The sequence below is a fragment of the Streptomyces djakartensis genome, assembly GCF_014651075.1.
Lineage (GTDB): Bacteria > Actinomycetota > Actinomycetes > Streptomycetales > Streptomycetaceae > Streptomyces > Streptomyces djakartensis.
The window spans coordinates 169902-192756 of the sequence record NZ_BMWE01000011.1 but is presented as its reverse complement, the minus strand read 5'-3'; the positions used below and the strand labels follow the sequence as shown (position 1 = coordinate 192756).

The 22855-nt window shown below is 71.9% G+C and carries 17 protein-coding genes and 2 tRNA genes; 7 read left to right on the top strand and 12 right to left on the bottom strand.

Annotated features, from left to right (window positions below; translation table 11 throughout):
- Nucleotides 1-13: 13 nt before the first annotated feature.
- The 5 genes from IE212_RS20570 to IE212_RS20550 all read right to left on the bottom strand — a co-directional run bounded on the left by IE212_RS20570 (nt 14) and on the right by IE212_RS20550 (nt 6942).
- Nucleotides 14-2215 (bottom strand): ArnT family glycosyltransferase, encoded by a 2202-nt coding sequence (locus IE212_RS20570; protein WP_190199348.1) that lies wholly within the window; start codon nt 2213-2215, stop codon nt 14-16.
- The gene (locus IE212_RS20565) at nt 2212-3591 is read right to left on the bottom strand and encodes a bifunctional glycosyltransferase family 2/GtrA family protein (RefSeq protein ID WP_190199347.1); all 1380 of its coding nucleotides are present in this window, start codon (nt 3589-3591) and stop codon (nt 2212-2214) included. The genes IE212_RS20570 and IE212_RS20565 overlap by 4 nt, the downstream gene beginning before the upstream one ends.
- A gap of 14 nt (nt 3592-3605) precedes the next feature.
- Nucleotides 3606-5213, bottom strand: coding sequence for a sensor histidine kinase (locus IE212_RS20560; protein WP_190199346.1), 1608 nt, complete (start codon nt 5211-5213; stop codon nt 3606-3608).
- Complete coding sequence (locus IE212_RS20555) at nt 5210-5950, bottom strand: response regulator transcription factor (protein WP_190199345.1); 741 nt, start codon at nt 5948-5950, stop codon at nt 5210-5212. Before IE212_RS20555 ends, IE212_RS20560 begins: the two co-directional genes overlap by 4 nt.
- Before the next feature lie 119 nt (nt 5951-6069).
- A complete protein-coding gene (locus IE212_RS20550) occupies nt 6070-6942 on the bottom strand; it encodes a DUF2797 domain-containing protein (RefSeq protein WP_190199344.1) in 873 nt (290 codons plus the stop codon).
- Between the two features lie 359 nt (nt 6943-7301).
- Here IE212_RS20550 and IE212_RS20545 point away from each other — a divergent pair, with 359 nt between their 5' ends.
- The gene (locus IE212_RS20545) at nt 7302-8138 is read left to right on the top strand and encodes a hypothetical protein (RefSeq protein ID WP_190199343.1); all 837 of its coding nucleotides are present in this window, start codon (nt 7302-7304) and stop codon (nt 8136-8138) included.
- A gap of 109 nt (nt 8139-8247) precedes the next feature.
- Here IE212_RS20545 and arsM read toward each other — a convergent pair whose 3' ends face one another.
- On the bottom strand, nt 8248-9138 hold the full coding sequence (gene arsM / locus IE212_RS20540; RefSeq protein ID WP_190199342.1) for an arsenite methyltransferase: 891 nt from the start codon (nt 9136-9138) through the stop codon (nt 8248-8250).
- 105 nt (nt 9139-9243) lie between these two features.
- Here arsM and IE212_RS20535 point away from each other — a divergent pair, with 105 nt between their 5' ends.
- From IE212_RS20535 to IE212_RS20525, 3 genes are read left to right on the top strand one after another with little or no spacing between them, the layout of a single operon-like run.
- Nucleotides 9244-9618 carry an ArsR/SmtB family transcription factor gene (locus tag IE212_RS20535; RefSeq protein WP_190199341.1) on the top strand — a complete coding sequence of 125 codons (375 nt, stop codon included), beginning with the start codon at nt 9244-9246 and terminating at the stop codon, nt 9616-9618.
- On the top strand, nt 9615-10349 hold the full coding sequence (locus tag IE212_RS20530) for an aquaporin (protein ID WP_190199340.1): 735 nt from the start codon (nt 9615-9617) through the stop codon (nt 10347-10349). Before IE212_RS20535 ends, IE212_RS20530 begins: the two co-directional genes overlap by 4 nt.
- Nucleotides 10350-10379: 30 nt before the next feature.
- Nucleotides 10380-10802, top strand: coding sequence for an arsenate reductase ArsC (locus IE212_RS20525; RefSeq protein ID WP_190199339.1), 423 nt, complete (start codon nt 10380-10382; stop codon nt 10800-10802).
- A gap of 126 nt (nt 10803-10928) precedes the next feature.
- Here the strand turns inward: IE212_RS20525 and IE212_RS20520 are convergent, their stop codons facing one another.
- The 4 genes from IE212_RS20520 to IE212_RS20505 all read right to left on the bottom strand — a co-directional run bounded on the left by IE212_RS20520 (nt 10929) and on the right by IE212_RS20505 (nt 13216).
- Complete coding sequence (locus IE212_RS20520) at nt 10929-12218, bottom strand: hypothetical protein (RefSeq protein ID WP_190199338.1); 1290 nt, start codon at nt 12216-12218, stop codon at nt 10929-10931.
- A 195-nt stretch (nt 12219-12413) separates the two neighbouring features.
- On the bottom strand, nt 12414-12794 hold the full coding sequence (locus tag IE212_RS20515; RefSeq protein ID WP_190199337.1) for a hypothetical protein: 381 nt from the start codon (nt 12792-12794) through the stop codon (nt 12414-12416).
- A gap of 83 nt (nt 12795-12877) precedes the next feature.
- Nucleotides 12878-12950, bottom strand: a tRNA-Arg gene (locus IE212_RS20510).
- A gap of 175 nt (nt 12951-13125) precedes the next feature.
- Nucleotides 13126-13216: transfer RNA gene (locus IE212_RS20505), tRNA-Ser, on the bottom strand.
- Between the two features lie 331 nt (nt 13217-13547).
- On the opposite strand from IE212_RS20505, the gene IE212_RS20500 reads away from it, so the two are divergent.
- Both IE212_RS20500 and IE212_RS20495 read left to right on the top strand, forming a co-directional pair.
- Entirely contained in the window at nt 13548-13979 is a 432-nt protein-coding gene (locus IE212_RS20500; protein ID WP_373301414.1) for an SSI family serine proteinase inhibitor, read from the top strand.
- A 287-nt stretch (nt 13980-14266) separates the two neighbouring features.
- Nucleotides 14267-19138: a PAS domain-containing protein gene (locus tag IE212_RS20495; RefSeq protein WP_229864480.1), complete on the top strand. Its 4872-nt coding sequence runs from the start codon at nt 14267-14269 to the stop codon at nt 19136-19138.
- A 21-nt stretch (nt 19139-19159) separates the two neighbouring features.
- On the opposite strand, the gene IE212_RS20490 is transcribed toward IE212_RS20495, so the two are convergent.
- Nucleotides 19160-19738, bottom strand: coding sequence for a TetR/AcrR family transcriptional regulator (locus IE212_RS20490; RefSeq protein ID WP_190199335.1), 579 nt, complete (start codon nt 19736-19738; stop codon nt 19160-19162).
- Nucleotides 19739-19881: 143 nt separating this feature from the next.
- Here IE212_RS20490 and IE212_RS20485 point away from each other — a divergent pair, with 143 nt between their 5' ends.
- On the top strand, nt 19882-21081 hold the full coding sequence (locus tag IE212_RS20485) for an MFS transporter (RefSeq protein ID WP_190199334.1): 1200 nt from the start codon (nt 19882-19884) through the stop codon (nt 21079-21081).
- 63 nt (nt 21082-21144) lie between these two features.
- On the opposite strand, the gene IE212_RS20480 is transcribed toward IE212_RS20485, so the two are convergent.
- Nucleotides 21145-22821 carry a long-chain fatty acid--CoA ligase gene (locus tag IE212_RS20480; protein WP_190199333.1) on the bottom strand — a complete coding sequence of 559 codons (1677 nt, stop codon included), beginning with the start codon at nt 22819-22821 and terminating at the stop codon, nt 21145-21147.
- Between the last annotated feature and the right edge of the window lie 34 nt (nt 22822-22855).

Genomic DNA, 22855 nt, shown 5'->3' with positions numbered 1-22855 from the left:
GCTCGGGAACGTGTCAGCTGCTCGCCTTCTGTGTGAGGTCGTAGAAGGTGGACGAACCGACGGTCACCTTCTTGAAGGTCGCCTCGACCCAGGAGGTGATCCGGGAGGAGGTGCCGTCGCTGCCGCCCCTCCCGCCGCCGCCCATACCGGACGCGATGAAGTAGTGGATCTTCCCGTCGGCCACGTACTGCTTGAACTGGGCCAGGGTCGGGGAGGGGTCCGTGCCGTTGAAGCCGCCGATCGCCATCACGGGGTCGCCGGTGGACAGCTGGTAACTCGCCGCGTTCTGGGCGCCGATGGCCGCCGCGGCCCACGTGTACCGGTCGGCGTCGGTCTCCAGCAGCTTCCTGGCCTCGGAGGTGACGCCGGCGCCGTTGAGCAGACCGCCCATGCCACCGCCGCCGCCCATGCGGCCCCCGTCGCCGTTCTGCCGGCTCCCGCCCTGCTGACCCGGCTGACCTTGCTGACCCTGGCCCTGCTGGTTCTGCCCCGGCTGGTTCTGGCCGCCGCCAGGGAACCCGCCACCGCCGGGGAGGCCGTTGCCCGGCCCGCCCTGGGCGTTGCCGGTGCCGTTCTGCTGGTTCTGGCCTCCGCCCGGGAAGCCGGCACCGCCAGGGGCGGCGCCCCCGGGGCCGCCACCGCCGCCCGGGCCGCCTCGCCCGCCGGCGACCGCGGGACCCGCGGTGACGATCGAGCCGGTGTGCCCCTCGTTCACCGTGGTGAGGGTGTACGCGGCCGGGCCCGCCAGCGCCGCGACGAGGCCGAGTCCCGCCGCCCCCAGCGCCAGCCGCTGCCGCAGCCGGCCGGCGAAGACCAGACCGAGGGCCGCCGTGAGGCCTCCGGCCAGGACGAGCCACTTCAGCCACGGCAGGTAGTCGGAGGAGCGGTTGAGCAGGACGTACCCCCACGCCGCGGTGGCCGTCATCGCCGCCGCGAGCGTCAGCGACGCCCACGCCTTGTCGCGCTTCTCCCAGAGCAGCGCCGAGCCCATGCCGATCAGCGGCGCGACGTAAGGGGCGAGCGCCACCGTGTAGTACTCGTGGAAGATGCCCTTCATGTAGCTGAAGACCAGCATGGTCGTGATCAGCGCGCCGCCCCAGACGAGGAACGAACCACGGGTCACCGACGTGCGCGCCGCCCTGCGGGTTGCCACCAGACCCGCGACGAGCAGGATCAGCGCGGCCGGGATCAGCCAGGAGATCTGGCCGCCGATGCCGGCGCCGAACAGCCGGTCCCAGCCGGTCTCGCCCCAGTTGCCGCCGCCGTTGCCGCCCCCGCCGCCGCCTCCGACGCTGCCGGTCTCGTCGCCGTTGAGGCGGCCCAGGCCGTTGTAGCCGAAGGTCAGTTCAAGGAAGCTGTTGTTCTGCGAGCCGCCGACGTACGGGCGGGAGGACGCGGGCCACAGCTCGACGATCGCGACCCACCAGCCGCCGGAGACGAGGATCGCGGCGAGAGAGGCGGCGAGTTGAGCGACCCGCTTCCGCACCGGGACCGGGGCGCAGACGCCGTACACGAGCGCCAGCGGCGGCAGGATCAGGAAGGCCTGGAGCGTCTTGGCGAGGAAGGCGAAGCCGATCGCGACGCCGGCCCACACCAGCCACCTCGTCCGGCCGTCCTCCAGACCCCGGATGACGAAGTAGCAGGCCACGGCCATGAGCAGCGCCAGCATCGCGTCCGGGTTGTTGAACCGGAACATCAGCGCCGCGACGGGGGTGAGCGCGAGCACCGCGCCCGCGATCAGACCGGCCGCGGGGCTGAACCGGCGGCGTACGGCCGCGTACACGACGGCGACCGTGCCGACGCCCATGAGGACCTCGGGGACCAGGATCGCCCACGAGCTCAGGCCGAACAGCCGCACCGACAGGGCCATCGGCCACAGCGCGGCCGGGGGCTTGTCGACGGTGATGGCGTTGGCGGCGTCCAGCGAGCCGAAGAAGAAGGCCTTCCAGGACTGGCTGCCGGCCTGTACGGCCGCCGAGTAGAAGGAGTTGGCGTAGCCGGAGGCGCTCAGGTCGCAGAGGTAGAGGACAAGGGTGGCGAGCAGCAGACCGAGGAAGGCGGGACGGACCCAGCGGGGGTCCTCGGGCTGGCCGCGCCACAGCCGCTGCGGGAAGGGCCGCTTGGGGGCACCGGTGTGCGGAGCCGGTGCGGGCCCCGTCGGCCGGGCCCAGGACTCGGGACCGGTGTCTGTGCCGGTGAACTGCTGGACGGTCATCGGAAGTCCCTCACATCGGTGGAGTGCGGGCGCACCGGCGGCAACTGCACGGTGGCGTCCGGCCAGGAGCCGTCCGCGACGTCACCGGCGCGGAACTGGGTGGTGGGGTACGTGGCGTCCGCCATGGCGTCGGCCTCGCGCCGGTCCGGGAACACCCACGCCCTGAAGAGCAGGAAGCGCAGCACGGTGGCCGCGAGGTTGGCGGCGACGAGGACCGCCAGTTCGGTGGAGTGCGCGGGCTCGGACGTGGCGGCGCCCAGGGCGGCGAGCGAACCGCTGGTGAGGACGAGCCCGATGCCGAAGACGACCAGGCCCTGCGCCTGATGCCGTACGGCCCCGGCGCGCCCGCGCACCCCGAAGGTGAGGCGCCGGTTCGCGGCGGTGTTGGCGACGGCCGAGACCAGCAGGGCGAGGGCGTTGGCGGCCTGGGAGCCGGTGAACACGCGGAAGCCGCTGTAGAGCAGCAGGTAGAAGAGGGTGGACAGGCCACCGACGACACAGAAGCCGACCACCTGCCGGGCCAGGCCCCGCGGTACGTCCTCGATCTCGCGGTCGCGCGGGTCGTCGCCGAACGGCCGGGTGAGCCGGTCCAGCGGCAGCGAACCCGTGGCCAGGGCCCTGCCGATCCGCCACACGCCCTTGAGGTCGTCGGTCGCGGTCCGCACGATGTGCACCGTCGAGTGGGGGTCGTCGACCCAGTCGACCGGCACCTCGTGGATCCGGAGCCCGGCACGCTCGGCGAGCACCAGCATCTCGGTGTCGAAGAACCAGCCGGTGTCCTCGATCAGCGGCAGCAGCACCCGCGCCACATCACGGCGGATCGCCTTGAACCCGCACTGGGCGTCGGAGAAGCGGGCCTGGAGCGAGCCGCGCAGGATGAGGTTGTAGGCCCGGCTGATGAACTCCCGCTTGGGGCCGCGTACCACGCGCGAGCTGCGGGCCAGCCGGGAGCCGATCGCCAGGTCCGAGTGGCCGGATATCAGCGGCGCCACCAGCGGGAGAAGGGCGTTGAGGTCGGTGGACAGGTCCACGTCCATGTAGGCGAGGACGGGGGCGTCCGAGGCCGACCAGACGGCCCGCAGGGCCCGGCCCCGGCCCTTCTGCTCCAGCCGGAAGACGGCCACCTCGGGGATCTCCGCCGCCAGCCACGCCGCCACCTGCGGGGTGGTGTCCGTGGAGGCGTTGTCCGCGATCGTGATGCGGAACGCGTACGGGAACGTCCGCACGAGGTGCTCGTGCAGTCTGCGGACGCACGGCTGGAGGTCCTTCTCCTCGTTGTAGACGGGGATCACTACGTCCAGGACAGGCGTTCCGGCTGGTGCGGCCGGGAGGTGCTCCCGCGCCGGCAGGGTGCCGGGAGAAGAGTCGGTTCGCATGGAACCGACTTTCGTCAGGCGCCCTGTCGCGCCCGTGTGGTGACGCTGTGGCCTGCCTGTGAGTGCTGCTGCCGGCTCATTTCCGGTTGCGGCTGGAGCGGCGGCGCGGGCAGGTGCACGGTGAACACGGTTCGCCCGGGCACGCTGTCGACGGTCACGGCACCGCCGTGCGCGGTCACGACGGCCTGCACGATGGCGAGGCCGAGTCCGGTCGAGCCGGTGGCGCGGGTCCGCGCGGAGTCACCGCGCGCGAACCGTTCGAAGACGTGCGGGAGCAACTCGGCCGGAATGCCCGGGCCGTTGTCCTCGACGTCCACGCACAGCCAGGTCCCGCGTCGCTGGACGCGGGCGGTGACGGTGGTGCCGGGTGGGGTGTGGTTGCGGGCGTTGCCGAGCAGGTTGACAAGGACCTGTTGCAGCCGGGCCGCGTCCGCCGGCACGAGCGCGGGCTCGTCGGGCAGGTCGAGCCGCCAGACGTGGTCCTGGCCCGCGGCCCGGGCATCACTGACGGTGTCGACGACGAGCGGTACGAGGTCGGTCCGCTCGAACTGCAGGGGCCGTCCCGCGTCCAGCCGGGCGAGCAGCAGCAGGTCCTCGACGAGCAGGGTCATGCGCCCCGCCTCGGACTCGATCCGCCCGAGGGCGTGCCGGGTGTCGGGCCCCACTTCCTCCCTGCCGCGTCTGGTCAGCTCGGCGTACCCGCGGATGGAGGCGAGGGGGGTGCGCAGCTCGTGGCTGGCGTCGGCGACGAACTGCCTGACCCGCGTCTCGCTCTGCTGCCGTGCGTGCAGGGCGCCGTGGACGTGGTCGAGCATCCGGTTGAGCGCGGCACCGACCTGCCCGACCTCGGTGTGCGGGTCGGTCTCGGAGTCCGGGACCCGCTCGCTGAGCCGCACCTCGCCGGAGTGCAGGGGCAGTTCGGAGACGCGGGTGGCGGTGGCGGCGACCCGGCGGAGGGGGCGGGTGGCGACGCCGACCAGGACGGAACCGGCCAGACCGGCCGCGGCGAGACCGGCCGCGGTGACGCTGACCTCGACCAGGATGAGGGTGTTGACCGTGTTGGTGACGTCCTTGGTGGGGATGGCGACGTAGTAGCTGCCCTTGTCGCCCGACTTGTACTCGACCCGGTACTCGCCGAGGCCCGGGAGATCGACGGTCTCGACCGTTCCGTTGGCCTGCGGGACGGAGGCGAGCGCGGCCTTCTGGGCGGAGGTGAGTGCCTTCGCGGTCATCTGGAAGTTGTCCAGCTTCTCGCCGCGTGCGGAGTCGGTGATCTGCCCGCCCTGGATCTTGGCCGCGACCGTCCCGCTCGGCTGTGGCCCCTTGGCCACGAACTCGGCGAGGGTCGGCTCCTTCATCACGGGCACGTCGGCCCCATCCCTGCCCAGCTTCTTCGGAGGACTCAGCGCGGCCCGGGACGCGGCCTCGTGGAGTTGCCCGTCCAGCTGCTCGTACAGGTGCGACCTGAGGGCGAGTGTCGTCACCGTCCCGATCACGGCACACACCACGGCGATCAACACCACGGACGCGACGACGAGCCGCGCCCGCAGCGTGCGCGGCTTGCCCGCTCGCGACAACCTGCCGGCTCCCCCTTGCGCACGCGGCCGCCGCCGCCCGCTCATGACGCCGCGGGCTTGATCAGGTAACCGGCGCCGCGCCGGGTGTGGATCATCGGCTCCCGCCCGGCGTCGATCTTCCGCCGCAGGTACGAGATGTACAGCTCGACGACGTTGGCCTGGCCGCCGAAGTCGTACGACCATACGCGGTCGAGAATCTGCGCCTTGCTGAGCACGCGCCGCGGGTTGCGCATCAGGAACCGCAGCAGCTCGAACTCGGTCGCGGTGAGGTGGATGTTGTCGCCGCCCCGGGTGACCTCGTGACTGTCCTCGTCGAGGGTGAGGTCGCCGACGACCAGCAGGGACTCGGAGCGACGGTCGGCCGCGCCGGACCGGCGTATCAGCCCGCGCAGCCGCGCGACGACCTCCTCCAGACTGAACGGCTTGGTGACGTAGTCGTCCCCGCCCGCCGTCAGCCCCGCGATCCGGTCCTCGACGGCGTCCTTGGCGGTGAGGAAGAGCACCGGCACGTCCGGCAGTTCCCGGCGCAGCCGCCCGAGCACCGCCAGCCCGTCCATGTCGGGCAGCATCATGTCGAGCACGACGGCGTCGGGCCGGAAGTCGCGCGCGGCCCGGACGGCCCCCTGGCCGTCCCCCGCACTGCGGATCTGCCACCCCTCGTAGCGGAGGGCCATGGACAACAGCTCGGTGATCGACAGCTCGTCGTCCACCACGAGCACTCGGACGGGGCTCCCGTCCGGCCTGAGCAGTTCGGTGCGCCCCTGGGGCGAGGTCGTGGTCATGGTGAACACGGTGTCGGGGGCCTCTGAGAGCGTCCTTTCGACAACCTGTGATTCTCCTGAGAAACACAGGTGTTTCTCAGGGACGGCCTGGGAAACGCCACGGGCCCTCGCGGGGCAGGTCAGAACAGCCCGTCCTGCACGCCCGGAGCCTTGCTGAACCCCTTCACGGGAACGGTCAGTTCACCACCCGCGTCGGGCACCAGCCCCCACCCCGTCATCAGCCGTGTGTCCAGCACGACGACCCCGCCCCCGGTCTCCAGATGCAGGTCCGGCCCGGCGGCGGCCACCAGCTCCCCGTTCACCGCCCCACCGGCGACCAGCTCGCTCACCTCCCCGACGGCGGTGGGCAGCCCGGCCAGCCCGAACACCTCGACGTGATCGACGACCCGCAGGGGCTCCCGCACGAGCGACTCAGGCCACCCGCCGAGCGCCACCGCCCGCGCGTGCAGCTCGGCGACCTCGCCGGCGCGCTCAGCCGCCGTCCCCGGCAACGCGGCCCGCACGGCCCGCTTCTCGGCGTATGGAATCCGGTCGGGCACCCGGAGCGCGGCCCGCAGCAACTCCTCGGTCCGCCGCGCCGCCATGAGCGGCCCGACACCGAGCCAGCTGAAGCAGACGGCCCCCTGTTCGAGCAGCCGGGCCGACCCCCGCTCCTCGGCCGTGATGCCGACCTTGGTCATGCCGGGCCCGAACCACGCCAGATACACGCGGTACGGCCGCGGATCGTCGGCGATGGTGTCGGCGGCCACGGAGTGCGCCCGGTCCAGCCGCGCACACTCCTCGCACCGCGCCCCCGTACTCCGCGCCGACACGGCCGCCCCCGCCGGACACGCGTGCCCACGAGCCCCCACACACGTCCGTCCGCCCCCTTCCGCGACCCCGAAGGCCACGCGTTTCCCCCAGGTCAGCGTGGAGCGCCGCCCACCGTCCCACACCAGCTCGGGACCCTCCGCCGACCACCGCAGCCCCGAGCACTTCCATGCCTGTGCCATCTCTGCCGAGACTAGAGGGCACCACTGACAACGGCGTCACCACCAGCGGCTTCCTGCTGGGGTCAGCGCCCGCCCTCGTCCCCGCGGAACGGCAGGACCACCTCCGTCACCCGCCCGGCCCGCCCGCGCCCGGCCAGCCGGCACCCGGGGCACGCGTCATGCCCGGATGATTGTCCCGCCTCCGACTCCCTGCAGACACAGCGGAGAGAGCACTGACGGTGACCGCATCCGCAGCGAGTACTGATGTTCCCGACAGGGTATGAAGAGTTGCAATCGGGCGAGCGCCCGATTTCCTTGGGGGGGACATGGACGGTTCTTCGAGTCGAATTCGAGGAATTACGCGGTACTTACGGAACACCGTGGAGCCGATAGTCACACGCTGCGTCTTGCTGGGCATATTCCTGCTTGGCCTGGTAGCCCAGATCTTCAAGCCTGTCGGCGACGCCCTCCAAGGGAGTACTTTTGCGGCTGGAGCACTCCTGAGCCTGGTCGCATACGTGCTTTATGACGCGATCAAGGACTTGGCGGATGGACCACGAGGAGGGCAATCACCATCCAGATTCGCAAATCCCACCTCCCGGGCAGTCTTGATCAAGGAAGCCGAGGCCGGCCGCATCGTCGATGTGCGGTTCATCGGATACACGGGCGAGTCGATGTTCGACCATCTGCGCGGAACCTTGATGCGACTGCACGAGTCCCCGGGACGCGTCCACTCTGTCACGTTCAGAGTGCTGACACCGGACATGTCCGGCCCGATGCACATTCCATCGAAACTAAACAGCGATGGGACGTGCTCCGACGATCCAGAATTTCGCAGATATGCCGCAGGAAGAACCGAGGACTACGCGAATCACCTTCTCTTCTTCGCCAGACGCCTACGAGATCACACGCAGATACAAGTCTCCATCAAGTTTCGAACATACCCTGGCATTCCAGCATTCCAGGCATGTCTGATCGGCGACAACACCGCTTTCCTCGCATTCTACGACATCGCCCGCGAGGCAGAATTCCCCTACGGACAGCCCGACCGAATCCTCCTGGATCCAGTCATATCTCAGGCGGGAAGGACAGGCTGGGACGCCAGGGATGGAACGCCGCAATCCGAGCACATGGTAAGAGCGTGCTCCGACTTCTTCGAAAGCATGTGGAAAATATCCACCGATGCTCCATGGGGTGAAAACACGCTTACCGGTTAGCCTCCGCGGCATGGCCACCGGCGGGAGATCGACGGCCAAACGTCAGAGGCCCCGGACTGTCCGGAACCTCTGACTGCTGTGCAGTACCAGCAGGATTCGAAGGCTGCCGTCAGCTCCTGCAGCCACAGCCGCTCGCGGCCTTGGCCTCGGTGACCGTGGCCGTCGGATCGGCGGCCTGCTCGTCGGGGGTGCAACAGGCGCTTACGCCGCAACACTCGGTGGCTGTGGAAGAGCCTCCCGCCTCCGTCCGGGTGGCCGGCTTGACCGCGCGGACGATCGCGGAATGCATGCCGTCGGCAACCGGGTGAGTGGGGGTGATCTCGACCTCCGTGAATCCGGCCGCCTCCAGTCCCTGGCGGTATTCGGCGAAGGACAGGGCACCGGCGATGCAGCCGACGTAGTCGCCGCGCTCGGCCCGCTGCCCCGGTGTGAGGGTGTCGTCCGCGACGACGTCGGAGACACCCATCCGCCCCCCGGGCTTCAGGACGCGGAAGGTCTCGGCGAACACCGCGGGCTTGTCGACGGACAGGTTGATCACACAGTTCGAGATCACCACGTCGATGGTGTTCGCGGGCAACGGGATGGACTCGATGGTGCCCTTCAGGAACTCGACGTTCGTCGCACCCGCCTTCTCGGCGTTGGCCAGGGCCAGCGCCAGCATCTCGTCGGTCATGTCCACCCCGTACGCCTTACCTGTGGGGCCGACGCGTCGGGCGGAGAGCAGGACATCGATGCCGCCGCCCGACCCCAGGTCGAGGACTCGTTCGCCCTCGCGCAGTTCCGCGACGGCGGTCGGGTTGCCGCAGCCGAGTGACGCGGCGACGGCCTCGGCGGGCAAGGCGTCGCGCTCGTCGGCGGCGTAAAGGGCCGAGCCGAAGTTGTCGTCGACCTCGACCGGCTGTGGCCCGCAACAGCCGCTGCCACCCTCGGTGACCTTCACCGCCGCCGAGGCGTAGCGCCGACGGACGGTTTCGCGCAGGTCGGTGGACTGCTCGTTCATGATTCACTCCCAGATGGCGGGGCAAGACTGTGCCCCGACCAAGCTTGTATTGACGTTCATTGATGCAACCTTGCGCCTTGAATCGAAAAACGTCAACATAGAGGCATGTCGAATCAAGAGCTTGAAGTGATCGGGCAGGACGCCGCCTGTTGCGCGGGCCTGTCCGCGGCGCCGCTGGACGATGACCAGGCGGCCGAGCTGGCGAAGGTCTTCAAGGCCCTGGGCGACCCGGTCCGGCTGCGGCTGATGTCCATGATCGCCTCTCGTGGGGAGGGCGGCGAGGTCTGCGTGTGCGAGCTGACCCCGGCCTTCGAGCTGTCCCAGCCGACCATCTCCCACCACCTCAAGCTGCTCCGGCAGGCCGGGCTCATCGACTGCGAGCGACGCGGGACCTGGGTGTATTACTGGGTGCTGCCCGGTGTCCTGGACCGGCTCGCCGCGTTCCTGTCCGCGCCGCAGAGCGCCGGCGCAAGCGCGTGACCGCGCCCCTGTGCCGCCGGCTCGCCGCGGAAGCCGTGGGAACCGGGTTGCTGGTGGCGATCGTGGTCGGCTCCGGCATCCAGGCCGCCGAGCTGTCGCGTGACGTGGGCGTGCAGCTGCTGGCCAACTCCCTCGCCACGGTCTTCGGTCTGGCCGTACTGATCGCGTTGCTCGGGCCGGTCTCCGGCGCGCACTTCAACCCGGCCGTCACCCTTGCCGCCTGGTTCACCGCCCGCCGCAAGGCCGACGGCCTCACCCTGCGAGACGCGGCCGTGTACATGTCCGCACAGATCGCCGGGGCCGTCGGCGGGGCGGTTCTCGCCGACGCGATGTTCGCCAAGCCGCTGATCAAGTGGTCCGTCACCGACCGGTCCACCTCGAACCTGTGGCTCGGTGAGGTGGTCGCCACGGCCGGGCTTGTCCTGCTGGTCTTCGGCCTTGAGCGCGTCGGCCGAACGTCCCTCGCACCGGCGGTGGTGGCCTCGTACATCGGGGCTGCCTACTGGTTCACCTCCTCCACCTCGTTCGCGAACCCGGCGGTGACCATCGGCCGGGCCTTCACCGACACCTTCGCCGGCATCGCCCCCGCCTCCGTCCCCCCGTTCGTCGCGGCCCAGCTGGCCGGAGCGTTGCTCGGGCTGGGCGCGGTCATTGGGGTGTACGGACGTCCCACCCCCTCCGGGGAAGAGGTCGTCGTCGCACACGGAGAACGCGAACCCGCCTCCTCCTGACTCATCCGCTCTTCCAGAAAGACGCCTGCCATGAGCACTCCTGCCTCCCGCCCCTCGGTCCTGTTCGTCTGCGTCCACAACGCGGGCCGCTCCCAGATGGCCGCCGCTTTCCTCACCCACCTCGCGGATGGCCAGGTCGAGGTACGTTCGGCTGGTTCCGCCCCGGCCGACGCAGTCAACCCGGCCGTCGTTCAGGCCATGGGCGAGGTGGGGATCGACATCTCGGCCGAAGTCCCGAAGGTCCTGACCACCGACGCCGTGCGGGCCTCAGACGTCGTGATCACGATGGGCTGCGGCGACGCTTGCCCCGTCTTCCCCGGCAAGCGGTACCTGGACTGGCAGTTGGAAGACCCGGCGGGGCAAGGCGTCAGCGCGGTCCGGCCCATCCGGGATGAGATCGAGCAGCGTGTACGCGGTCTGCTCGCCGAACTGGGCATCACTGCTCCGGCATGACGGACGGTGCCCCACCGCGCTCTGGCGTCGGGGCCGCGTGAGCCCCGCATGCCGAAGGCCCTCACCCGGGATGGTGAGGGCCTTCGTTGTGGGTCCAAGACCGGCGAACGTCATAAACGTCGGCCTCTAACGCCACTCCAGGACCTCCCCCACGCTCAGCGCCCTGTCCGCGTCCCCCGCAGCGATCTTCTTCGGGCTTGCGCCGGGAGCGATGGCGGAGGTGAAGAACTCGAGCCGGGTGCCCTGGAGCGAGGCGAAGATCAGCTGCTTTCCGTCCGGCGAAATGGCCCGCACCGTGTTCTTCCGATCCGTCGCCTGGATGATCGGATCACCCAGTGCACCCTCAGGGGTGTCCGCCGTGCCGTCGAGCCGAGAAGTGTCCAGCGTCCAGAAGGAATTCTTCCGCTTCGGGTCCTCGGCCTCGCCGAGTCGGGGGCCGCACAGCACGGTCCTGTCGTCGACCCAGCCGTAGGGGTGGCAGTCGGCGTCGGATGGAATGCCGCTTGCCTTCACACCGCCGACCTTGAGCAGCGCACTGCGCCGGGGCAGGTCGACCACGTTGTAGCCCTTCCAGGTGATGAAGGCCGTCGCCTTGCGCCCGTCGGGACTGATCCGGACTTCCTTGCCGAAGACCCCGCGCACCGGGTCACCCGCGAGCGCGAGGCCGGCCCCGTCCATGTAACTGCCATCGCCGCCCGCCTGTTCGGTTACCGCGTGATCTCCCGCGACGGAACGGCTGGCGATCCGCACGCGATCCGAGGAGTCGGTCTCGGTGAACCAGACAGCACTGCCGTCCTGGGCGAAGACGGCGTTCTCCTCCTTGGGCGTGTCACCGAAGTCCTCACTCTGTTCACCGGACAGCTTGGTCAGCTTGCCGCTGGTGTCGACGTAGCCCACCCCTGTCGCCTCGGTCTCTCGATCGATGAGGACGACGGCCATCCGGGAGAAGTCCTTGTCGAAGAGTTGCCGCAGCCGGGTGGCGGCGACGGCGCGCGGCCCGTCCTCGGACGTGCCGACACCGGGGAAGTTGTCAGCGCACAGCTCCACGAGCGGGGAGGCGACGTCATCGGCCTCCGCGACCACGGCCTCGGCCGGAACGGTGAAGGTCCGGGAGACGGTCCGCTTCCACGTCGCCGGATCCCAGCCCGTGACCGTCACCCTGGCCGGATTGCTCGCGGGCACGGAACACGAGGCGGTGACGACCACACCCTTGTCCGGGAAGTCCCCACTCCTCTGGTCCGCGTTCTTGCTCCCGCCCCGCTGTCCGGCAGTCGCCTGAGTGCCCTTGGCGCCGGGGTCGGCGTCGTCATGGCCCCCGCCACACCCCGCGACGAGCGGAAGCAGCACCGTGGCGACAGCCAACGCCGCCGTGCCCCCGCCCAGTCGGCGGCCTCCGTGGCCCTCTGTTCCCCTCACGTCCGTGTCCCCCTCGCGATGTCCTGCTCAGCAGCGGCCACGTGATCGTAACTGGGAACTTGCGCGAGTCGCGGCGGAGTTAGCGGCCGAGGAGCCGTCGGGCGGGGCACCGGACCACCCCTCAGCCTGGACAGCATGCGCCCACTCGTCAGGAGTCCGAGGCTGCAACCGGCTGCAACGACCTGCTACGCAGAGTCACTGCGTGTCGAGTTGGCCGCTCAGCTCCATGACGACGTGGTAGCCCCCGGCAAGATCGATGTCAGTCCGCTCCCGGAGCAGCTTGATCGCGGAGTCGCGATCGCCGCTGCCGAGAAGGGCGGTCATCTCGGCGACCAGTGGGGCGTCGAGTCGCCGTAGGGCATCCAACGCTTGGTCGTACGTGGTGGGCAGTGTGCGCCCCTGCGCGAGCAGGTCCAACGCCACGGGGGCCGCGTCCAGCCCGAGGCCCGAACTCTTGCGCAGCCGACGGACGGCTTTGGCGGTATGCCCTTCAGCAGCCAACACCTTCGCCTCGTCCTGGGTCGCCTGCTCGACGGGCGTGATCAGTGCGGTCGTACGTGCCTTGGTGCTCGTCATGACGCTCGGGCACTCCCCCAGTCGGCAGACCAAGGCCTGGAAACGCCAGAGGCCCCGGATCTTTCCGGGGCCTCTCGCCTATGTGCACTCGGCAGGATTCGAACCTGCAACCTTCTGATCCGTAGTCAGATGCTCTATCCGTTAAGCTACGAGTGCTTGTTCTGTTTTTTCGCCGCTCTCGGGCCTTGCGGCTCGCTCGCGGCGACAGGAAGAACATTACATGACTGCCGCCGCCATGTGAAATCCGTTAGCCGCACCCCTTGTGACCTGCGGAAACGGCTCAAACGACAGCGAAGCCCCGGTCGGGGGACCGGGGCTTCGTGATCAGGTGCGGAGGCGGAGGGATTTGAACCCTCGATGGGCTTTAAGACCCAAACCGCATTAGCAGTGCGGCGCCATAGACCGGACTAGGCGACGCCTCCAGTGCACGACCCTCCCGCGCGAGCGCGATTCGGTGCGTGACGATGATGACACAGTCGAGCGTGCTGTCACCAATCGACCCCCACGGTACTAGGCGGGCAGGTCGCAGGGCAAAGGCCTTGTCCGGTCGGCGCGGGGCGTGCCGTGGGCACGTACGGCGCCCGCGGCCCCGGCGCGCAACGTACCGGGGCGCGTCGCGTTAGTCAGGGCATGCTGATCACCATTCGCCGGGGTGCGCCCCGGACCACGCCACCGATCACGTCGCGCCCCGGTCTGCGGCGTCTCGTCGTCGGGGCCGCCGCCTCCGTCGCCGCCGTCGGTTCGCTGACCGCGGTGCCCCCGGTCGCGCACGCCCAGGCCGGGCAGGCCGCGGCCGGGCTCGGCGCGAGCCACGGCAAGGGGCAGGGCAAGAGCAAGGGGCAGGAGCGTGACCATCTGACGGTGACCGTGCGGAACGCCGGCGGTGGGGCGGACGGGACGTTCGAGCTGTACTGCGGGCCCGACGAGGGCAGCCATCCCGACCCGCGCGGCGCCTGCGCCGCCCTGGAGCGGAACACGCGGTGGGGGGAGGACGCCTTCGCCCCCGCCCAGGAGGGCGGCTTCTGCACCATGCAGTACGGCGGGCCGGCCACCGCGCACGTCACCGGGACCTGGGCCGGGCGGCGCGTCGACGCCACGTACGACCGCCGTGACGGGTGCCAGGTCGCCCGCTGGGACCGGCTCGTGCCGTTCCTGCCGGCCATCGGACCCGGGAAGCGCCGTTGAGTCCGATTCGGCCACGGCCCGCCCCCATCCGGCCACCCGGGCGAAAAGGTACAGAAACCCTGCCCTCGTAAAGGTCCCGCGAAGGTCTCGCGACGTCCTCGCAGGAGGGCGGGCGTTTGGGCTTACTCGGTCGTCAGTTCGGGGTCACTTGCTCGTGCGACCTCGCCCGCATCCGGCGTCGCGAGCGCAACCGCAGCCCTTAGACTCCCTCGCGTGACACGCCGCGGGCCGGTTGGCAAGATGGCCCGAGCGGTCGGCAAGGTGCGGTAACAGGGAGGAAGCGTCTCGTGAGCAGCAGGCCATCCCGAGGCGCTGCTCGCCTCGCAGCCATACTGGACGCCCTGCCCGACGCGTTGGTGCTGGTCAACGCCAACGGGACGGTCGTCAACGCCAACACCATCGCCCTGGAGGCCTTCGAGACTCCGGGCACCGCTCTGGTGGGGCGCGGGCTGCTCGACCTGCTGCCCCAGTTCGACTCCAAGCTCATCCCGGGCTCCATGCGGCGGCCGGAGCACCTCGATCCGCACGCCCGGACCAAGCCGACCCGGATGATCGCGCGCAGGACGGACGGGACCGAGTTCCCTGTCGAGGTCACCAGTGCGAATCTTGAGAACGGGCAGCAGGCCTACGACGGTTACGGCTACACCGGCGACGAGCTGCTGATGCTGGTCGTGCGCGACCTGTCCGGGACCGTGGACACCGAGGCCGAGCTCGCGCGGTCGCAGCGGCAGACCGAGATGATCCTGCGGGCCGCCTCCGAGGGTGTCGTCGGAACCGACACCGACGGGCGGATCGTGCTGGTCAATCCGGCCGCCGCGCAGATCCTGGGTTTCCGGGCCAGCGATCTCGGCGGGCGCGAACTGCACGACCTGGTGCTGCACTCGCGGGCCGACGGCTCGCCCTTCCCGTACGACGAGTCGCCGCTCGCCGACACCCTGCGCTCCGGGCGCAAGCACCGGGTGCGCGGGCAGGTGCTGTACGCCAAGGACGGCGGCAAGGTGCCGGTCGATCTGACGACCGCCCCCGTGCGCGACGGCGACCAGCTCGTCGGTGCCGTGATGACCTTCACCGACCGGCGGCCGTACGACGCCGTGGTCGAGGAGAAGGAGGCGGCACTCAAGCGCCACGAGGAAGAGCTGGAGCGGATCGCCGAGGAGCACGCCTCCGAGCTGACCGCGTTGCGCCAGCAGCACGTCACCGAGCTGGAGGAGCTGAAGGAGCGGCACGCCGAGGAACTCGGCGCCAACGAGGACCGGTACGCCGCCCTCGGGGAACGGGAGAAGGACCGCTACGAGGCGCTCGCCGCCCGGCACGAGCAGTTGCTGACCCTGCTCGGGCGGTCGCTGCGCGGGCCTCTGGAGGAGCTGCGCCGCGAGCTGGCCGCGCTGGCCGCGGACGACGCCGGGCAGCTGTGGCCCGAGGCCAACCAGGTGCTGCACCACCTGTCGGCGGGCTATTCGCGCATCACGACGCTGATCGACAACGTCCTCGGCTACCAGCGGCTCGACGAGGGCGGCGAGGGCATCACCCGTACGAAGGTGATGCTGGACGCCGTCGTCGCCGCTGGGGTCGACGGGGCCGTCGAGCTGATCGGGCCCGGGCGGGTGCAGTTCGCCGTGCACGCGCCGCCCATCGAGGCCGAGGTCGACGCCAGGCTGCTCGCCACCGCCCTCGCGCATCTGGTCGCGGACGTGGCGGGGGTCGACGCGACCGGCAACACGCCCGTGTCGGCGGGCGGTTACATGGACAACACCGTGGTGGTGGCGGCGGCCCAGCGCGGCGAGGTCGTACGCATCGAGGTGCGCGGGCCGTACTCCGGTGGCGACACCGTGCACGAGCCCATCGTGCGCGGGATCGTCCGGGCTCACGGCGGCGTGCTGCAGACGCACGAGGTACCGGGGATGAGCGGCAGCGCGTACGTCCTCGAGGTGCCGATCGGCGGAGGGGCCGGGGCCGTCGCCGCGGATGCCGTCGGCCAGGCGGTCGACGAGGCGGATCCCGCGGCCTCCGGCGAGCAGACCTCCGGCGGGCAGACCTCGGCTGGGGGGCGGCGCCGGGCTCGGCGGGCCTCCACCAATGCCTTCCTGGACGGTGACGTTCCCGTCGAGGGCGGCGCCGGTGCCGGTGGTGCCGAGGCCGAGGGCGCCGTGCCCACCGGGCGGCGCAGGCGGCGGGCCGCCGGGGAACAGGCTGCCCTGCCGGCCCTGGCCTCGGGTGAGAGTGCGGCGGCGTCGGGCGGTTCCGGTCGGCGGCGTGGGCGGGCGGCCGAGGACGCCGCTGCGGGTGCCGTCGGAGGCGCTGTCCAGGGTGTCGCGGAAGGGGCCGTCGTCACGGCCGCCGAGCACGCGGCGGGGACCGCCGCCTCGAACACGGGGCTGGGCGGGACCGTGCCGCCGCAGGGTGTGCCCGCGCCCTCCGGGCGGCGGGCCCGGCGTGAACCCGGCGAACAGCACGCGCTGCCGCCGGCGCTGCCCGCGCCGTCCGGCGAGGCCGCGTCCGGTTCGTCCGGAGCGGCTCAGGGGCAGGCGCAGCAGCCGACGGGGCGCCGTCGGCGGGCACTGGCCGCCGCCAACGAGCGGGCGGCCGCGCAGGAGGCGGCGGGGCCGCGTCCGGTGTTCGCCCTGCCGCCGGCCGAGGCCGATCAGGCGCCCCGGGCCGACCAGGGCGTGCCGGGTGTCCAGCCCGGACAGAGCGTCCAGCACGGCCAAGGGGAGGGGGCCGTGGCGGTTCCCGGTTCGGCTTCCCCCGGTGAGGCGGTGGTCGAGGACGGGCAGCACGAGGCCGTCCCGCATGACCAGTCCGCCGATCACACCCCGCCGCAGCCGCATCCCACGAGCGCTCCGACGGGGCGCCGTCGGCGGGCCGTGGCACCTCAGCCTGCCGAAGCGGCCGGAGTGACTGGAGTGGCCGGAGCGACCGGAGCGACCGGCGTGGCCGGAGCCCCGGCGGCCGGACAGCAGGCCTCCGGGGCTGCCGTGTCCCCCGGTGCTGCCGTGCCCGCGGCGCCCGGGCAAGGGGTCCCCGCGCAGCACGACGCCGGTGGCCAGATCCCTGCCGGACACGCCGTCCCGGGCCAAGGTGCCCCGGGGCACGGCGTGCCCGCCCAGGTCGGGGTCGCCGCCGGACAGGTCGCACCTGGTACGGCCATGCCGCCGCAGGGCGTGGCGGTTCCGGCGCACGGGGACTCCGGGCAGCCTCAGGACGCTGCCGTTCCGCCCCACGGGGTGGCCGTGCCTCCGCAGGGCGTAACCGGGCCTCCGCAGGGTGCCGCGGTCCCGCCGCAAGGTGCCGCCGTGCCCCCGCAAGGGGGAGTCGTGCCCCCGCAGGGCGTGACCGTTCCCGCCCCGGACGGTCTCGGGGGCAGCGTGCAAGCGTTCGTACCCGGTCAGCCCGTCGCACCCATTCAGCCCGTCGCCCCCGGTCAGCCCGCCGTACCCGGTCAGGCCGTCGCCCCCGGTCAGGCCGTTCAGCCCGGGGCCGCCTCCCCCGCTGAGCAGCAGTTGCCCCAGGCCGCGCAGCCGCTGCCGCAGCAGCCCGCCGCCGGGCAGCCGCTCCCCGCCGAGGCCGCCCCGGGGCAGGGCACCCCGCCCCAGGGAACGCCCGCGCCGGGCACCCCGGCCCACATGACCCCGGCTCAGGGAACGCCCACCCCGGGAGCCCCGGCCCCGGGTGCCTCCGTCCCCCGGCCGCAGCCCTGGCCCGCCGACGACAGCACGGGGGCCGGTATCGCCATGCCCCTCGGTGGTGCCGCGCAGGCCGTGCCTCCCATCGGCACCGCACACCCGGCCCATGCCGTCCCCCAAAACGGCGCACCGGCCCAGGCGGCCCCGCAGTCGAGCACCCCGGCCCCGGGCACTCCGCTGCCGGCGGAGGGGTCGGCGCAGACCCAGCGGGCGGCTCAGCCGTTGCCCGCGGAGGCCGCGGCGCCGGTCGATCCGAACTCGACGCAGGGGCGGGCGTTCAGCGTGCGGACGCTGGGGCAGGGCGTGCCGTTCAACCGGCGGGCCGCCCAGGTCCAGCAGCCGTCGGGCGTGCCGGGTGGCGCACCCGCGCCCCAGGGCACGGCGACGCCGCCGCCGCACCAGCCGGGCGGATCGGGTCGGCGCCGCAAGCTCGGCACCCCGCCCGACCCGGCCGCGCGGACGGAGCAGGCCCCCCGCCCGGAGCAGGGAGCCCGTCCGGAGCAGGCCGCGCGGCCCCATCCGGCGGCCGAGCCGACGCCCGCGCAGGGCGCCCCGGCGCCGGTTCCCGCGCAGCCGTCCCTGGCCGGTCAGTCGCGGCTGGCGCAGATGACCGAGGGCGGTGGGCGGTCGTACGCCATAGGCGCGCCGGACGAGAACGCCGCCGAGGGGCCCGAGCCGCTGGACGGGCCCGGCGGGGCCGTCGAGGTGGCCGACCCGCCGCTGCCGCAGCCGATGGACGACGAACTGCCGCCGGAGCCGCTGGACAACCCGCGGCGGCTGCTGGTGTGGCCGGCGCCGGACGCCAGCACGCAGCAGGCGTTGAGCGACCGCGGCTACCGGCCGGTGATCGTGAACTCGCGTGAGGAGGTCGACGCGCAGATCGCGGCGTTCCCCGCCGCGCTGTTCGTCGACCCGCTGACCGGGCCGATCACGCGCACGGCGCTGCAGTCGCTGCGGCAGGCCGCCGTCGCCGCCGAGGTGCCCGTGCTGGTCACGGCCGGGCTCGGGCAGGCCTCGCGGGACGCGGCCTACGGCGCCGACCCCGCCGTCCTGCTGAAGGCCCTGGCGCCGCGCGACAGCGAGCAGCACCCGCCGCGGGTGCTGCTGATCGAGGAGCACGCCGAGATCGCGCTGGCGCTGACGGCGACGCTGGAGCGGCGCGGGATGCAGGTCGCGCGGGCCGCGAGCGACGCCGACGCGGTGACGCTGGCGAGCGACTTCCGGCCGAACCTGGTCGTGATGGACCTGATGCAGGTGCAGCAGCGGCGGGCCGGTTTCGCCGGGATCATCGACTGGCTGCGGGCGAACGGGCAGCTGAACCGCACCCCGCTCGTCGTCTACACCGCCGCCGTCGACCAGGCCGACCTGCCGCGGCTGGCCTCGGGCGAGACGGTGCTGTTCCTCGCGGAGCGGTCCACCAGTGCCGAGGTGCAGTCCCGGATCGTCGAACTGCTCAGCCGGATCGGGACCAACTAGCGCCGCGGCACCAGCGCCGCGTCAGCGGGCCGTCAGGCGGCGGGCCGCCTCCTTGACCGAGGCGCGCAGGCGGTCCCGGTCCGGCTCTGAGCCGCCCACCAGGATGCGCCGCATCTGCGGGACGACGGCGGTCCAGTTGGCCAGGGCGGTGAGCAGGAACAGCAGGTCGGCCGCCGGGATGGCGTCGGTGACGACGCCCCGGGCCTGGCCGTCCTGGAGGGCGGCGACCTTGCGGGCGTAGTGCTCCTGGCGGTCGGACTCGTGGGGCAGTTCGGCGCTGCCGTACTCCAGTCCCTCCCAGAAGAGCAGGCGCAGCAGCTCCGGGTGGGCGGCGTGGTAGTCCATGAGGCGGTCGATCCAGCCCTCGATGTCGTCCGGGTCGACGGGGACGGCCTCGGCGAGGTGGAGCATCTTCTTCTCGAGGACGATCGCGAACAGCTCCGCCTTGTTGCCGAAATAGGCGTAGATCAGCTGCTTGTTGGCCTTCGCCTCGGCGGCGATGCGGTCGATGCGGGCGCCGGCGATCCCGTGCCGGGCGAACTCGGCGACCGCCGCCTCGAAGATGCGTGCCCGGGTGGCCTCGGGATCCCTTGCTGCCATGGGGAGAGGGTAGCGCGCAGGGGTAACCAACTATTTGGTTGACGGGAAGAGCCGGGCGGCCCAGACTGTTCACGCCTTAGCCAACCAACCAGTTAGTTGCTAGAGCCGGCTCCAACGAGTCGACTTCAAGGAGTCCTCCTCTCATGCCGTCAGCGACCACGACCCACCCGGCCGGCACGGCCCCCGGACGCCGGTCCCGTACGCCCGCCCCGGCTCTCTTCCTCACCCTGATCGCCGTGTGCAGCGCGGTCACCGCCGCCAACATCTACCTCGCCGCGCCGCTGCTGTCTCTCATGGCCCGCGACTTCGGCTCGACCCCCTCGGCCGTCGCCTGGATCGCCTCGGTCGCCCAGCTCGGCTACGCGGTCGGCCTGCTGTTCTTCGCCCCGCTCGGGGACAGCGCGAACCGGCGCCGGCTGGTCGCGGGGCTGACGGTCGTCACCGCCGTGGCGCTGGCCGCGAGCGCGACCGCTCCGGGTGCCACCGCCCTGGCGATGGCGACGTTCGTCGCCTCGGCCGCGACGGTGATCCCCCAGCTGCTCGTGCCGCTGGTCGCCGAGCGCGCGCCCGCCGAGCGGCGGGCCCGTCATGTCGCGGCCGTCATCGCGGGCCTGTTCACCGGCATCGTCGCCGCCCGGGTCCTGGGCGGTCTCGCCGGGCAGGCCTTCGGCTGGCGGTGGGTGTTCGGGGGCGCGGCCGCGCTCACCCTGGTGCTGGGACTGGCGACCGCCCTGGTCCTGCCTTCACAGCGGCGGCGGGAGGGCCCGCTGTTCGCCGGCCTCGCCGCCCTGCCCTCGGTGCTGCGGCACTCGCCCGACCTGTGGCGGGCCTGTGTACGGCAGGCCGGGATGTTCGGTGCGTGGAGCGCGCTGTGGACGTCGCTGGCCCTGCTGCTGACCGGGCCGGAGTACGGGCTGTCCACCGCGGCCGCCGGGCTGTTCGGGCTGTTCGGGCTGACGGCGAGCGCGGTGGCGCCGCCGGCCGGTGGGCTGGTGGACCGGTTCGGGGCGGCGCGGGTCGTGCGGTCGGCGTATCTGCTGGCCGCGGTGTCGGTGCCGCTGTTCTGGCTGGGCGGGCATGTGCTGATCGCGCTGTTCGCCGCCGCGATCGCGGTCCACGCGGCGCTGGTCGCCTCCCATGTCGCCAACCAGACCCTCGCCCTGACGGCGACCTCCACGCCCGCCACGGCCAACACCGCGTACGTGGTCGCCGGTTTCGCGGGCGGCGCCGCCGCCTCGGCCCTCGCCGGGTATGCCTTCAGCCACTTCGGCTGGGGCGGGGTGTGCGGGGTGGCCGGGGTGTGGCTGGCGCTGGGGTGGGGGGTGACCGCCGTACGCCGGTGACGCGGTGGGCGTCGGCCGCCGTACGCCAGTGGGCGAGGCGTACGGCGGTCGCCCCGGTCGCGGTCAGAGCCGGGTGATGTCCAGCTCCCCCTCCGCGTACTGCCTGCGGAGCACCTTCTTGTCGAACTTGCCGACGCTGGTCTTCGGGACCGCCCCGATGACCGTCCAGCGTTCCGGGAGCTGCCACTTGGCGATCTTGCCCTCGTCGGCGAGGAAGGCGCGCAGGGTCTCGAAGGTGGCGGTGGAGCCCTCCTTGAGGACGACCGTGGCCAGCGGGCGCTCGCCCCACTTCTCGTCGGGGACGGCGACGACGGCCGCCTCGGCGACGTCGGGGTGGGACATGAGCGCGTTCTCCAGCTCCACCGAGGAGATCCACTCGCCGCCGGACTTGATGACGTCCTTGGCCCGGTCGGTGAGGGTGAGGTAGCCGTCGGGGGAGATGGTTCCGACGTCGCCCGTCTTGAGCCAGCCGTCCTCGCTGAACTTGTCGGCGGGGCGGAGGGGTTCGCCGTCCGGGCCGTTGTAGTAGGCGCCGGCGATCCAGGCCCCGCGCACCTCCAGCTCGCCGGCCGACTCGCCGTCCCAGGGGAGGCGTTCGCCGCCGGGGCCGGTCAGGCGGGCCTCGACGCCGGCCGGGAAGCGGCCCTGGGTGAGGCGGTAGGCGAACTCCTCCTCCGTGCCGACGACACCGGCCGGGGGACGGGCGATGGTGCCGAGCGGGGAGGTCTCCGTCATGCCCCAGGCGTGGCAGACCCGCATGCCCAGCTTGTCGAAGGCCTCCATCAGGGACGGCGGACAGGCCGAGCCGCCGATGGTGACCTGGGTGAGGGAGGAGACGTCGCGGGGGTGCGCGGTCAGCTCGGCGAGCAGGCCCTGCCAGATGGTCGGGACGGCGGCGGCGTGGGTCGGCTTCTCGCCCTCGATCATCGCGGCGAGCGGGGCCGGCTGCAGGAAGCGGTCCGGCATCAGCATGTTCACGCCGGTCATGAAGGTGGCGTGCGGCAGGCCCCAGGCGTTCACGTGGAACTGGGGGACGACGACCAGTGAGGTGTCCTGGTCGGTCAGGCCCATCGACTGGGCCATGTTGACCTGCATGGAGTGCAGGTAGATGGAGCGGTGGCTGTAGACCACGCCCTTGGGGTCGCCGGTGGTGCCGGAGGTGTAGCACATGGCGGCGGCCTGGCGTTCGTCCAGCTCGGGCCAGTCGTACGAGGTCGGCTTGGAGGCGATCAGGTCCTCGTACTCGTGCACCTGGACGGTCGCGTCGGCGAGCAGGGCGCGGTCCCCGGGGCCGGTGACGACGACGTGCTCGACCGTCTTCAGGTGCGGCAGCAGCGGGGCGAGCAGGGGGAGCAGCGAGCCGTTGGCGATGATCACGCGGTCGGCGGCGTGGTTGACGATCCAGGCCAGCTGCTCGGGCGGGAGGCGGAGGTTCAGGGTGTGCAGGACCGCGCCCATGGACGGGATCGCGAAGTAGGCCTCGACGTGTTCCGCGTTGTTCCAGGCGAGGGTCGCGACGCGCTCGTCGTCGGTGACGCCGAGGTCCTCCCGCAGCGCGTGGGCCAGCTGGGCCGCGCGGGCGCCGATCTCGGCGAAGGAGCGGCGGTGCGGTTCGTCCTCACCGGTCCAGGTGGTCACCTGCGACGTCCCGTGGATCGTCGACCCGTGGGTCAGGATCCTCGAGATCAACAGTGGTACGTCCTGCATGGTGCTCAGCACGGCGTCCTCCCGGGGCGACATTGCCTACGCGGTGGTAAGGGTTGCGCTGATTCTG